Annotated in this window: 12 protein-coding genes; 2 read left to right on the top strand and 10 right to left on the bottom strand. The window is 53.8% G+C overall.

Features of this window, described 5'->3' with window-relative positions:
• Nucleotides 1-2 precede the first annotated feature (2 nt).
• The 6 genes from nuoF to lrhA all read right to left on the bottom strand — a co-directional run bounded on the left by nuoF (nucleotide 3) and on the right by lrhA (nucleotide 6432).
• Nucleotides 3-1340, bottom strand: coding sequence for an NADH-quinone oxidoreductase subunit NuoF (gene nuoF / locus SK53_RS01245; RefSeq protein WP_003861487.1), 1338 nt, complete (start codon nucleotides 1338-1340; stop codon nucleotides 3-5).
• Nucleotides 1337-1837, bottom strand: a complete 501-nt coding sequence (gene nuoE, locus SK53_RS01240) for an NADH-quinone oxidoreductase subunit NuoE (protein ID WP_003861486.1) — start codon at nucleotides 1835-1837, stop codon at nucleotides 1337-1339. Before nuoE ends, nuoF begins: the two co-directional genes overlap by 4 nt.
• A gap of 2 nt (nucleotides 1838-1839) precedes the next feature.
• Complete coding sequence (gene nuoC, locus SK53_RS01235) at nucleotides 1840-3642, bottom strand: NADH-quinone oxidoreductase subunit C/D (protein WP_003861484.1); 1803 nt, start codon at nucleotides 3640-3642, stop codon at nucleotides 1840-1842.
• An 89-nt stretch (nucleotides 3643-3731) separates the two neighbouring features.
• Nucleotides 3732-4406 carry an NADH-quinone oxidoreductase subunit NuoB gene (gene nuoB, locus SK53_RS01230; RefSeq protein WP_048208308.1) on the bottom strand — a complete coding sequence of 225 codons (675 nt, stop codon included), beginning with the start codon at nucleotides 4404-4406 and terminating at the stop codon, nucleotides 3732-3734.
• 15 nt (nucleotides 4407-4421) lie between these two features.
• A complete protein-coding gene (gene nuoA, locus SK53_RS01225; protein WP_003861475.1) occupies nucleotides 4422-4862 on the bottom strand; it encodes an NADH-quinone oxidoreductase subunit NuoA in 441 nt (146 codons plus the stop codon).
• Between the two features lie 631 nt (nucleotides 4863-5493).
• Nucleotides 5494-6432 carry a transcriptional regulator LrhA gene (gene lrhA, locus SK53_RS01220; protein WP_003861473.1) on the bottom strand — a complete coding sequence of 313 codons (939 nt, stop codon included), beginning with the start codon at nucleotides 6430-6432 and terminating at the stop codon, nucleotides 5494-5496.
• A gap of 937 nt (nucleotides 6433-7369) precedes the next feature.
• Here lrhA and alaA point away from each other — a divergent pair.
• On the top strand, nucleotides 7370-8584 hold the full coding sequence (alaA, locus tag SK53_RS01215; RefSeq protein ID WP_003861471.1) for an alanine transaminase AlaA: 1215 nt from the start codon (nucleotides 7370-7372) through the stop codon (nucleotides 8582-8584).
• Nucleotides 8585-8701: 117 nt separating this feature from the next.
• Nucleotides 8702-9301 carry a 5'-deoxynucleotidase gene (gene yfbR / locus SK53_RS01210; protein WP_003861468.1) on the top strand — a complete coding sequence of 200 codons (600 nt, stop codon included), beginning with the start codon at nucleotides 8702-8704 and terminating at the stop codon, nucleotides 9299-9301.
• A 53-nt stretch (nucleotides 9302-9354) separates the two neighbouring features.
• On the opposite strand, the gene SK53_RS01205 is transcribed toward yfbR, so the two are convergent.
• The 4 genes from SK53_RS01205 to yfbV all read right to left on the bottom strand — a co-directional run bounded on the left by SK53_RS01205 (nucleotide 9355) and on the right by yfbV (nucleotide 12976).
• On the bottom strand, nucleotides 9355-11187 hold the full coding sequence (locus tag SK53_RS01205) for an SLC13 family permease (protein WP_023314585.1): 1833 nt from the start codon (nucleotides 11185-11187) through the stop codon (nucleotides 9355-9357).
• 75 nt (nucleotides 11188-11262) lie between these two features.
• Complete coding sequence (locus SK53_RS01200; RefSeq protein ID WP_003861463.1) at nucleotides 11263-11922, bottom strand: sugar phosphatase; 660 nt, start codon at nucleotides 11920-11922, stop codon at nucleotides 11263-11265.
• Nucleotides 11923-11933: 11 nt separating this feature from the next.
• Nucleotides 11934-12428: a YfbU family protein gene (locus tag SK53_RS01195; protein ID WP_003861461.1), complete on the bottom strand. Its 495-nt coding sequence runs from the start codon at nucleotides 12426-12428 to the stop codon at nucleotides 11934-11936.
• A 92-nt stretch (nucleotides 12429-12520) separates the two neighbouring features.
• Nucleotides 12521-12976, bottom strand: a complete 456-nt coding sequence (yfbV, locus tag SK53_RS01190; RefSeq protein ID WP_045345831.1) for a terminus macrodomain insulation protein YfbV — start codon at nucleotides 12974-12976, stop codon at nucleotides 12521-12523.
• Between the last annotated feature and the right edge of the window lie 107 nt (nucleotides 12977-13083).

The raw sequence follows: 13083 nt of genomic DNA, 5'->3' as shown, positions 1-13083 counted from the left end.
TTTTACCAGCGCGCTTTCAGCAGGTTCGGCTGAATACCATTGATCGAATGGGTATTGCTGAACGGCTGCTTGATGCCTGCTTCGAATTCGTCGCGGAAATATTTAATCGCGCTTTGCAGCGGCTCGACGGCGCCCGGTGCGTGGGCACAGAAGGTTTTACCCGGTCCTAAGAATCGACACAGTTGCTCAAGTGTCTCGATATCGCCAGGCTGGCCTTCGCCACGTTCGATAGCACGCAGGATCTTCACGCTCCACGGCAGACCATCACGGCACGGTGTGCACCAGCCGCAGGACTCGCGGGCGAAGAACTCTTCCAGGTTACGCACCAGGGATACCATGCCGATCTCGTGGTCGACGGCCATCGCCAGCGCGGTACCCAGACGGCTACCTGCTTTACCAATGCTTTCGAACTCCATTGGCAGGTCAAGGTGGGCTTCGGTCAGGAAGTCCGTCCCTGCCCCACCCGGCTGCCAGGCTTTGAATTTCAGGCCATCGCGCATGCCGCCGGCGTAGTCTTCAAGAATTTCGCGTGCGGTGGTGCCGAACGGCAGCTCCCAGACGCCAGGGTTCTTCACGCGACCGGAGAAGCCCATCAGCTTGGTACCGGCATCTTTGCTTGAGGAGATGCCCTGATACCACTCCACGCCGTTCGCAAGGATCGCCGGGACGTTACACAGGGTTTCGACGTTGTTGACGCAGGTCGGTTTACCCCACACGCCGGAGCTTGCCGGGAACGGTGGCTTGGAGCGCGGGTTCGCGCGGCGGCCTTCCAGGGAGTTAATCAGCGCGGTTTCTTCACCGCAGATATAACGCCCGGCACCGGTGTGCACGAACAGCTCGAAGTCAAACCCGGTGCCCAGGATGTTTTTACCCAGCAGTCCCGCTTCGGTGGCTTCGGCAATCGCACGACGCAGGTTTTCCGCCGCTTCGATGTATTCGCCGCGCAGGAAGATGTAGCCACGGTACGCTTTCAGCGCGAACGCGGAGATCAGCATGCCTTCCACCAGCAGGTGCGGCAGCTGTTCCATCAGCAGACGGTCTTTATAGGTACCCGGCTCCATTTCATCGGCGTTACACAGCAGGTAACGGATGTTCATGGATTCATCTTTCGGCATCAGGCTCCACTTCAGACCGGTGGAGAAGCCCGCACCACCGCGGCCTTTCAGGCCAGACTCTTTCACCGCGTTAACGATGTCGTCCGGCGCCATGCCGCCAAGGGCTTTACGCGCACCGGCATAGCCGTTTTTGCTCTGATATTCGTCGAGCCATACCGGCTGTTTGTCATCACGCAGACGCCAGGTCAGCGGATGCGTCTCAGCAGTACGAATTACAGTTTTCATTTGTACTGCTCCAGCAGGTCAGGAATCGCTTCCGGCGTCAGATGGCTGTGAGTGTCCTCATCAATCATCATGGTCGGCCCCTTGTCGCAGTTACCCAGGCAGCAGGTTGGCAGCAGAGTAAAACGTCCGTCGAAGGTGGTCTGGCCCGGCTTAATATTGAGTTTCTTCTCAATCGCAGCCTGAATGCCCTGATAACCGGTGATGTGGCAGACCACGCTGTCACAGTAGCGGATCACATGGCGGCCTACCGGCTGACGGAAGATCTGGCTGTAGAACGTGGCTACGCCTTCTACGTCACTTGCCGGAATGCCCAGCACTTCTGCGATCGCATAGATCGCCCCATCCGGCACCCAACCACGCTGTTTCTGTACGATTTTCAGCGCTTCAATGGACGCCGCACGCGGGTCTTCGTAGTGGTGCATCTCGTGCTCAATGGCGGCACGCTCTGCTTCACTCAGCTCAAAAGCCTCGGTTTGTGGTTGTTGATTCTCGTGCATAATTAGCGGTCCACATCTGACATAACAAAATCGATACTACCCAGATACACAATCAGGTCGGAGACCAGACTGCCGCGAATGGCGGCCGGGATCTGCTGCAAGTGCGCGAAGCTTGGCGTACGCACGCGGGTGCGGTAGCTCATGGTGCTGCCGTCGCTGGTGAGGTAGTAGCTGTTGATACCCTTGGTCGCTTCAATCATCTGGAAGGATTCCTGTGCTGGCATGACCGGGCCCCAGGAAACTTGCAGGAAGTGGGTGATCAGGGTCTCGATATGTTGCAGCGTGCGCTCTTTCGGTGGCGGCGTCGTCAGCGGGTGATCCGCCTTGAACGGGCCTTCCGGCATGTTGTTGAGGCACTGCTCAAGGATGCGCAGGCTCTGGCGCAGCTCTTCCACTTTCAACATCACGCGGGTGTAGCAGTCGGAAACACCGCCGCCAACCGGGACTTCAAAGTCGAAGTTCTCGTAACCAGAGTAAGGACGCGCTTTACGCACGTCGAAATCAATCCCGGTCGCACGCAGGCCAGCACCGGTAGTCCCCCACTCCAGCGCTTCTTTCGCGCCGTAGGCAGCAACGCCCTGGGAACGGCCTTTCAGGATGGAGTTACGCAGCGCGGCTTTCTCGTAAGACGCCAGACGTTTCGGCATCCAGTCGAGGAATTCACGCAGCAGACGGTCCCAACCGCGCGGCAGATCGTGCGCCACACCACCGATACGGAACCAGGCTGGGTGCATACGGAAACCGGTAATCGCTTCCACCAGATCGTAGATTTTCTGACGGTCGGTAAAGGCGAAGAAGACCGGCGTCATCGCGCCGACGTCCTGAATGAACGTGGAGATGTACAGCAGGTGGCTGTTAATACGGAACAGTTCAGACAGCATTACGCGAATCACGTTAACGCGATCCGGGACGGTGATGCCTGCCAGTTTCTCAACGGCCAGCACGTATGGCATTTCGTTCACGCAGCCGCCGAGGTATTCGATACGGTCGGTATACGGAATGTAGCTGTGCCAGGACTGACGCTCGCCCATCTTCTCGGCACCACGGTGGTGGTAGCCGATGTCAGGCACGCAGTCGACAATCTCTTCGCCGTCAAGCTGAAGGATAATACGGAAAGCACCGTGCGCAGACGGGTGGTTCGGACCGAGGTTGAGGAACATGAAGTCCTCGTTTTCGGTGCCGCGCTTCATGCCCCAGTCTTCCGGCTTGAAGGTCAGCGCTTCCATCTCCAGATCCTGCTTGGCTTTGGTTAGCTCAAACGGGTCGAATTCGGTGGCGCGTGCCGGGTAGTCTTTACGCAGCGGGTGGCCGGTCCAGGTCTGCGGCATCATGATGCGCGTCAGATGCGGGTGGCCGTCGAAGGTCATGCCGAACATTTCCCAGGTTTCACGCTCGTACCAGTTGGCGTTCGGGAAAAGTTTGGTGATCGTCGGCAGATGCATGTCGTTTTCAGACAATGCCACCTTGAGCATGATATCCGTGTTGCGGTCTATTGAGATCAGGTGGTAGAAAACGGAAAAATCCGCGGCAGGGAGACCCTGGCGGTGCGTTCTCAGACGTTCGTCCATGCCGTGTAAGTCAAACAGCATGACGTAAGGTTTTGGCAATTTCTTGAGGAAATCGACAACTTCCAGTAATTGCTCACGCTTCACCCAAACAACGGGTACCCCGGTGCGGGTGGCCTGAACAGTAAAGGCATCCGGCCCAAAACGGTTGCGCAGTTCGCCAATGACCGGGTCATCGAGATGATCCCGAGTCTGCCAGGCGGCTTCTTGCGCGGTTAAGTCGGTCATATTGTTCACCATTGCAAATGGTCCGTGGTGACTGTTAAGCCTGGCTTCGCGCTATTTGAGTAGTGATATGCGAAGGTGTTCTCCAGGCCCACAGGCGCAAATTAAATTTCGTCAGGCGTACGCAGGTTGGTGACGGCAATACGTTCACCACGTTTACGCTCGCGCTCAGACTGCATGTTCGCGCGATAGACACCCTGATCGCCAACAACCCATGAAAGCGGGCGGCGTTCTTTACCAATTGACTCCTGGAGCAGCATCAGCGCCTGCATATAGGCCTCTGGACGCGGCGGGCAACCCGGGATGTACACATCCACCGGAATGAACTTATCAACGCCCTGCACAACGGAATAAATGTCGTACATACCGCCGGAGTTTGCACATGCGCCCATGGAGATAACCCATTTTGGCTCCAGCATCTGGTCATAAAGACGCTGAATAACCGGTGCCATCTTGGTAAAGCAGGTCCCTGCCACCACCATCAGGTCAGCCTGACGCGGAGAAGCACGCAGTACCTCGGCCCCAAAACGCGCAACGTCATGCACCGCAGTGAATGACGTCACCATTTCAACGTAGCAGCAAGAAAGGCCAAAGTTGTATGGCCAGATGGAGTTCTTACGACCCCAGTTGACCATGTCGTGCATGGCATGTTCGAGCTTGCCCATGTACACGCTTTTGTTGACTTCTTGCTCCAGGGGGTTGGTTACGATCTCCTGTTTTTGCAGGGGGTAACGGTCATTCTCACCGTTAGGATCTATGCGGGTGAGCGTATAATCCATCTTATTGCCTCGCTGTTACTGCTGACGATTAGAGATACTGTTTTCCGGGTTGATGTGTTCACGGCGTGAACGCACAGGTGTCCAGTCCAGCGCGCCGATACGCACCAGATAAACCAGACCGGCCAGTAACACTAAAATGAAAATTGCGGCCTCGACAAAGCCCACCCAACCACTTTCGCGAATGGAGGTAGACCACGCGAAGAGGTAAAGCGCTTCCACGTCAAAAATGACGAAGAACATGGCTACCAGGTAAAACTTGGCAGACAGGCGTAAGCGAGCGGTACCTACTGAATCAATACCTGATTCGAAAGGTGTGTTTTTGTGCCTTGCGCGGGCGCGACCGCCCAGGAACCAGCCGCCGACTAACATCAGGCAGCACAGGCCAATGGCTACAATAAGAAAGATTGCGAATGCCCAGTGATGAGCGATGACTTCTGTGGATGTTGACATACTCATTGCTTACTCATCAAAAGTGATACCGACGACACTGCTCTTGCTGGCAGATGGGCATCACATCGATTCATGGGGAGGAACAAAATAACCTTACACTAACTGTCAGAAATGAGACATAGACAGCAAAATGATGGGGTTTTTTACTCCTTTCTATAACCTTTTGTCAACTTTAACAAAGGTTTCTTCACATTAAATTACAACGTGCGATTCTCATTAACATTTGGTGCCCTTTAACCCTGGTGGGTACATGACTTTCCGTCAAATGCATCTTGTTGAATCGTGTCCGTTTTGGAAGTAAAAAAAATAACCCTCCTATTTTGACAGGATTTGCCAACGATTCCTCCCCCCAAATGGGAGTATTTTCTTGATCTGAGACACGCTTTTGTTAATTCAATCAAAAAAACAGCAACATATTTCCTGTTTTTTTAACATCGGTGGGGTATGAGGTAAGTTAGAACAGGTCTTGTTTACATCTTAATCAAAAGCATTTTCTGCATTGATAAATAAGCGGTATTTGCTTTATCCCTGCTCCGCCCGCGGTTATGAATAGCAAAAAAAACCACTCGCAGGAAAAAATCATGCGAGTGGCTCTTTTTTGCACTTACATTTTGTTACGAGAATTTTGAGGGAATGATCACTCAAAATCCCCTTCCACAATCAGGGAGTCATCCCCTCCTTCGGGAGTAACAGCCGCGTACTGCCATGGATTGTGGTAGTTTTCCATTGCCTCGAATACCACTTTTGCCAGCTCGTTGTTGCTGGCGGCGTTATGGCACAGCAGGTACTCCGTATCCGGCAACGACGGGAGTCCCTCGGATTGACCCAGCACACGCAGATCGGGGCTCATCATTTCCACCGGACGGGCCGTTACGCCAAGCCCAGCCTTCACCGCCGCTCGCACTGCGGGCAAGGTTGACGCCACGTACGCCAGGCGCCATGGAATACTGGCTTCGTTGAGCGCTGCCAGCACCATATCGCGGAACGGACTGGGATCATCCAGCAGGACCAGGGGTATCGGCTCACCTTTCTGCAATACATACTCCGCGGCACAGTACCAGTGCGTTGGAGAAGTACGCAGCGTCAGGCTGTCAAACTGGCCAGGTCGATGCGTGGTGACCACCAGGTCAACCTCGTTTTCTGTCAGCATCTCAACCATGAAGGCATTGCGTTTAACGCTAACGTCCAGGGCAAGCTTCGGATAAACCGAGCTAATTCGGTTGAGAAGGAAGGGTAAAATGGTATCTGCTGATTCATCTGACGCCCCTAATGTTAACACTCCCTGAAGGTTGCTAAACATTAATGACATACAGGCTTCATCATTAAAGCGCAGTATCTTTCTGGCATAACCCAGAAGCTGAATACCATGTTCTGTTAAAAGCTTATTACGCCCATGACGCGCAAAAAGCTCTTTACCAACCAGTTGTTCCAGCCGCTGCATTTGCTGACTCACGGCGGACTGGGTACGGCAAACGGCGGCAGCAGCTGCTGCAAAAGTGTTGAGATCGGCGACCGCAACAAACGTTCTCAGCAGATCGAGGTCGAGATTCATTATCGGACGATTTGCATTTATCATATCTTTTCACTTTCAGGTTGCTCGTGCGGAGCTGCCCGGGTTGAAGCTGTGTGTAACAGTTAAGCAATTCCTTCTGAAGAGTTTCCCTCGCATCCCGGCCCGGCAGACTGCCTGACAGATAGTTATTGTACTGCGGTATATCACCAGTCAGAAATCACGTTTCATGACGTTATTTTTATTCTCTTGCGTCCAGGATATTTCTTTGTTTGCAGGTTGATGTAAATACCATAAAGAGTAAGACATGTTTTCTGCCATCTATATCGCAGCGTTGCCAGCGTAGCAAGATGTGACTTACCCAATCAGCCAGAGATAACTTTAACAATAACAATCGATTAATACAGAAAAGCAGAAGCCGATATACGTAACAGGCCTATCGCTATGCTGCATTCCCGAAACACATCTTAACCCAAATCCACTATATTTATAAGTCTTATTGCAATATTAAGGAGTTACCGCCAATGATAAGCAACTACACTCTTTTTATTAAAATTAACGAAAGTTGCATTTTCGTCGTTAATAATAAATAAAGTTTAATTTAGATTCAGGCCATTCATTAATAACCCTTAACATTAATTTCACATGAGTAACTTTTAGCCTGGCTTTGCTAATATGGCAATCGGTATCTCAGCATTCAGGTTTTACGAATGATCACTCAGGGGGACTAATGCATCAGCCCGAATCGTCTTTTTATTTACATCAGAATAAAATTCATAGTTACATGCAATTTTTAGCATAAAAAACCCATTAATAACCTTTATTACGATAAATTCAGGCACAAAATCACTCCCTCGTTAGAGTAAGCGATCACAGCGACATTCCCCGGTGGAACGAAATCTTCTTCTGTGCGCCCTTCAAAACGAAGCGCGGGGGGAGTACATTGTTCCGTGCACACTTCCACGGCAGGAAGTTGCAATAATAGCGAAAAGGTTAAAGGTTCATGTCCCCTATCGAAAAATCCAGCAAGCTCGACAACGTCTGTTACGACATCCGTGGCCCGGTACTCAAAGAGGCAAAACGCCTTGAAGAGGAAGGCAATAAGGTTCTGAAACTCAACATCGGCAACCCCGCGCCATTTGGTTTTGAAGCGCCGGATGAGATCCTGGTGGATGTGATCCGTAACCTGCCCACTGCACAAGGCTACTGCGATTCAAAAGGGCTTTACTCCGCCCGTAAAGCCATCATGCAGCACTATCAGGCTCGCGGTATGCGCGACGTCACCGTTGAAGATATCTACATTGGCAACGGTGTCTCGGAACTGATCGTTCAGGCGATGCAGGCGCTCCTGAACAGCGGCGATGAAATGCTGGTTCCTGCCCCAGATTATCCGCTGTGGACGGCTGCGGTGTCCCTGTCCAGCGGTAAAGCGGTGCACTACCTGTGCGACGAATCCTCTGACTGGTTCCCGGATCTGGATGATATTCGCGCCAAAATTACCCCGCGCACCCGGGGTATCGTGATCATTAACCCGAATAACCCGACGGGCGCGGTCTATTCAAAAGAGCTGCTGATGGAGATCGTCGAGATCGCCCGCCAGCACAACCTGATCATCTTTGCCGACGAGATTTACGACAAGATCCTGTACGACGCGGCGCAGCACCACTCTATCGCCGCGCTAGCACCCGATCTGCTAACGGTCACCTTTAACGGACTGTCTAAAACTTACCGCGTTGCCGGTTTCCGTCAGGGCTGGATGGTACTGAACGGTCCGAAAAAACATGCGAAAGGCTACATTGAAGGGCTGGAGATGCTGGCATCCATGCGTCTGTGCGCCAACGTACCGGCGCAACATGCGATCCAGACAGCACTCGGCGGCTATCAAAGCATCAGCGAGTTTATCGTCCCAGGCGGCCGCCTGTATGAACAGCGCAACCGTGCATGGGAATTGATTAATGATATTCCGGGCGTCTCCTGCGTGAAGCCTAACGGCGCGCTGTACATGTTCCCGAAAATCGACGCGAAGCGCTTTAATATTCACGACGACCAGAAAATGGTGCTCGACTTCCTGTTGCAGGAAAAAGTGCTGCTGGTTCAGGGTACGGCGTTTAACTGGCCGTGGCCGGATCACGTGCGTATCGTCACCCTGCCGCGCGAAGACGATCTCGAAATGGCCATCAGCCGCTTCGGGCGCTTCCTCTCCGGGTACCATCAGTAGCGCTGACTATCCGCCGGGTAGCACTGCGCTTACCCGGCCTGCAACATCCGCAAATTTGCATCTTCCCTCCCCTCCCCGCACAATGAAGTCTGTCGCAGTGAAGACATAAGGTAACCTATGAGTCAGAGTCATTTCTTTGCCCACCTCTCCCGCCTGAAACTCATCAACCGCTGGCCGCTGATGCGCAACGTGCGCACTGAAAATGTGTCTGAGCACAGTTTACAGGTTGCCATGGTCGCGCACGCGCTGGCCGCGATTAAAAACCGCAAATTCAACGGGCAGGTGAATGCCGAACGTATCGCCCTGCTGGCGATGTACCACGATGCATCGGAAGTGCTGACCGGGGATCTGCCTACGCCGGTGAAATATTTCAACTCGCAGATTGCCCAGGAATATAAAGCTATTGAGAAGATTGCCCAGCAGAAGCTGATCGACATGGTGCCTGAAGAGCTGCGCGATATCTTCGGGCCGCTCATCGACGAGCATCAGTATACGGAAGAGGAGAAATCTCTGGTTAAGCAGGCCGATGCGCTGTGCGCCTACCTGAAGTGTCTGGAAGAGCTGTCCGCCGGGAATAACGAATTTTTACTGGCAAAAACGCGTCTGGAAAAAACGCTGGAATCTCGTCGCAGCGAAGAGATGGACTACTTTATGCGCGTGTTTGTGCCGAGCTTCCATTTGTCACTGGATGAGATTAGCCAGGATTCGCCGCTGTAGTTTTTTGCCGGGTGGCGGCTCCGCCTTACCCGGCCTACGTTTCTGCACTCACGCTAAAACGGGAATAACACCGGAATTAACACCACGCATACCAGCATTACCAGCACGGTGAACGGCACACCCAGCTTCACGAAATCACTGAACCTATAATTCCCGGGCCCCAGCACCAGCGTATTGACCGGGGAAGAGACCGGCGTCATAAATGCCGCGGACGCCGCCATCGCAACCATCATCGCAAACGGATACGGCGAAACGCCCATCGATTTTGCCATCGCCAGCGCAATGGGCGCCATCAGCACCGCCGTTGCGGTATTGGAGATGAACAAACCAATGGTGGCGCACATGACGAACAGGCAAACCATCATCAGGTACGGACCATATCCCCCGCCCGCGTCCATTAAGCCTTTTACGATCAAATCCACCCCGCCGGTTTTCTGTAGCGCCAGGGCGAAGGGCATCATCCCGACGATGAGAATGATGCTCGGCCAGTGAATCGCTTTGTAAGCGCTTTCGGCGTCGATACAGCGGAATTTGCCCATTAACAGACAGGCGATTATTGCCGCCACCGGGTTAGGGATCTCGTCCGTCAGCATCAGGGCAACCATCAATACCAGGCAAAAAATCGCATGGGGCGCCTGGCTGTGCGCCGGTGATGCATCGCTCTCTTCAATCGGCATATTTAGCACCACAAAATCGCGGCCTTTCTGCCCGAGCTGGCTAATCAGTTTCCAGTTGCCGACCACGAGGAAGATATCCCCCAGCAGGATCGGCTCATCCACCACCGCCCCTTCAAGGGCTACGCCATCGCGCTTCAGGCCTACCACGTTGAGGCCATAGCGGGTACGAAAGCCGATTTCACGCACGGTTTTGCCCAATAACTCCGATTCCGGGATCAGCGACACCTCGGCCATTCCCACATCCAGCGCCTGGTCAGAGAAATACTCGCCGCGCAGGACCATCGGCTCCAGCAGCTGCTCACTACAAAACTCCCGCAGATCCACGTCTGCGGTGGACATATCAATCAGCAGGACGTCACGCGCGCGAAACTCTGACACCCCGTTCACGTTAACGATCACCCGACGAAAACGACGCCAGCGCTCAACCCCGATGACGTTCGCGCCATAGCGTTCGCGTAGCTTAAGGTCATCCAGCCGCTGCCCCACCATAGGCGACCCCGGGCGGATAGCCAGACGTCGGGCACGCCCGGTCAGACGATACTCTTTAATCAGATCGCGGAAAGAGCGCCGCTTCCAGCCCTCTTTGGCTTTATCCTGCTTCTCCCCTTTCAGCGCAAAACGGGTCAATAGCATATAGATAATGCCCATCACCAGTACCACCAGCCCGATCGGCGTAACGCTGAAAAAGCTAAACCCCTCAAGCCCCTCACGGATCAGTTCGCTGTTCACGACGAGGTTCGGCGGCGTCGCGACCAGCGTCATCATGCCGCTGATGAGCCCGGCGAAGCTCAACGGCATCATCAGCCGCGACGGGGAGATCTGCATCCTCATGCAGACGCTCAGCACGACCGGAATAAAGATGGCCACGACGCCCGTAGAGCTCATAAACGCGCCCAGCCCGGCGACCGTCAGCATCAGGTAAATCAGCATTTTGGTTTCGCTGCTGCCCGCCACTTTCACCAGCCACGACCCCATCATCGTCGCCACGCCGGTGCGTACCAGCCCGTCGCCAATAATAAACAGAGCGGCAATCAAAATAACGTTGGGATCGCTAAACCCGGAAAAGGCTTCCGGCAGGGAAAGGGTACCGCTCAGAACGAATGCGACAATCACAAACAGGGCGACGGCATCCATGCGCACCTTGCCCGTGGCAAAAAGAATGATGGCGATTAACAGCAGGCTCAGGACCCAAATCAGTTCACCGTTCACAACATGTCCTTGTCAGTGGAGGAGAAGCAATTCTGCCATAAAAAAGCCCCGGTAATGCGGGGCTATATCATGGGATTACATTTTTAGCGAGACGGTTACAACTCCGTCTGACGCCTTCGAGACGTCGATGGCGGTCAGGGTGTTAAGCACGAAATCCGCCTCCTCCAGCCGGGGGGAACCCGCCGGGACGTTAACGGCAATGACGTGGCTGCCGGCGTTCAGCCCGGCCAGCACGCCTGCCGCCGCGTCTTCCACCACCACGCACTCTGCTGGCGCAAGGCCGAGCAGTTCAGCGCCGAGCAGGAACGCATCCGGTTCAGGCTTGCCGCGCTTCACGCGCTCAGCGGTAATGAAGACGTCCGGCGTCGGCAAACCTGCCGCCTTATGGCGTGCATGCGCGACGGGAACCGAGCCGGAGGTGACGATAGCCCACGGGATCTGCGCTTCATTCAGGTGCTCAAGCAGTTCGCGCGCACCGGGCAGCGCGGTGATACCCTCGGTATCGGTAGCTTCAATCTGCTCAAGATAGCGGAACTCCGCCTGAATCTCTTCCTCAGAACGTCCCGCCAGGAAGTGCCGCAATGAGGTAATGGCCTGTTTGCCATGGATGAAATTCAGTACGTCCTGATGGTCAATGCCGTGCCGGTCGGCCCAGTGGCACCACGAGCGCTCCACCACCGGCAGCGAATCCACCAGCGTACCGTCCAGATCAAACAGAAAACCTTTACACTGCACACGCACCTCCGTCAGGCATTAATGATTTGTTGAATTTCGTTGCTGCTTAAATGGTACTGACGCGGACAGGCGTGCCACGCGCTCAGCATACGTTGATACTTATCCCACATCGGGGTCTGGGCGTTGAAGCCGTGCGTACCCGCATCAAAATGGGTGTAGCGCCCTTCGGTATTCACCATAAAGCGTACATAGCTCAGATAGCGCGCTTCCGTCGCAGCATCAAAGCCCAGGAACGTCACGCGGCGCTCGTCAATGGTCTGCTGGTCTTTCAGATTGGTCCAGGACACATGCAGCGCATGGTACATCTCCATGATGTCGATAACGATACGGCAGGTTTCCTCTTTCAGTTCGCCAAATTCGCGATCCAGTTCGCGCATCTGCAAGCCAAAACCACGTTCAACAATGGTTTGCAGGCGGCTGTAGCGCGCAGCGTTATCGGGATCAAGCATAGTCATCATCTTGTACTGGTTAGACAAAATCAGACGTTGAGCATGGGTCATTTCCATCTTTCGACTCCTGTAGCGCATTGCACTGTAAAAAAAAGACACGGTAACTGATTGTTACTGTGCCTTCTTTTGGTCGTCGTTTCGATGATCAATCACAAGTCATCGAGGAATGTTTTATCAAGCTGTTTAAACGCACGCTTGAGGGTATCCGCCAGCGCCTGATAGTCCGGCTTACCTTCAACCGGTGCCAGCGCCTGGCCAGCCTCTTGCAGTTTTCCACGCACTTCATAAAACCAGTGTAAAATAGAAGGCGGAAGTGGCGTGACGGAACGTTTACCTAACCACCATAGCCCCTGCATCGGCAGGCTTAACGCAAAGAGCGCCGTCGCGACGGCAGGGCCAAGCTGCCCACCTAACGCTATCTGCCAGCACAGGGTAAAAACGGCAATCGGGGGCATAAAGCGAATCGCATAGCGCGTGGCGCGAATAGTGCGATTTTCAATAAACATGGGCGCGAGGCGCTTTTCCATCGGCCATGTCTTTGCGTAATGCTGTCCCCGACGAAACAGACTAAAAAAGTTCACGGACGGGATTTCGGGTGTCGACATGGCTGTACCTCAACTTCACATATAAAAATTAAAATTTTCGTGCAAAACCACAACAGGTTATGACAACGTTCAAAATATTTTGTCATCGCTACCCCGTATCGGGTATC

Origin of the sequence: Enterobacter sp. MGH119 (assembly GCF_001037675.1) — a bacterium.
GTDB lineage: Bacteria > Pseudomonadota > Gammaproteobacteria > Enterobacterales > Enterobacteriaceae > Enterobacter > Enterobacter hormaechei_C.
The sequence above is the reverse complement of the archived record's forward strand: the minus strand, read 5'-3'. Positions and strand labels throughout refer to the sequence as shown.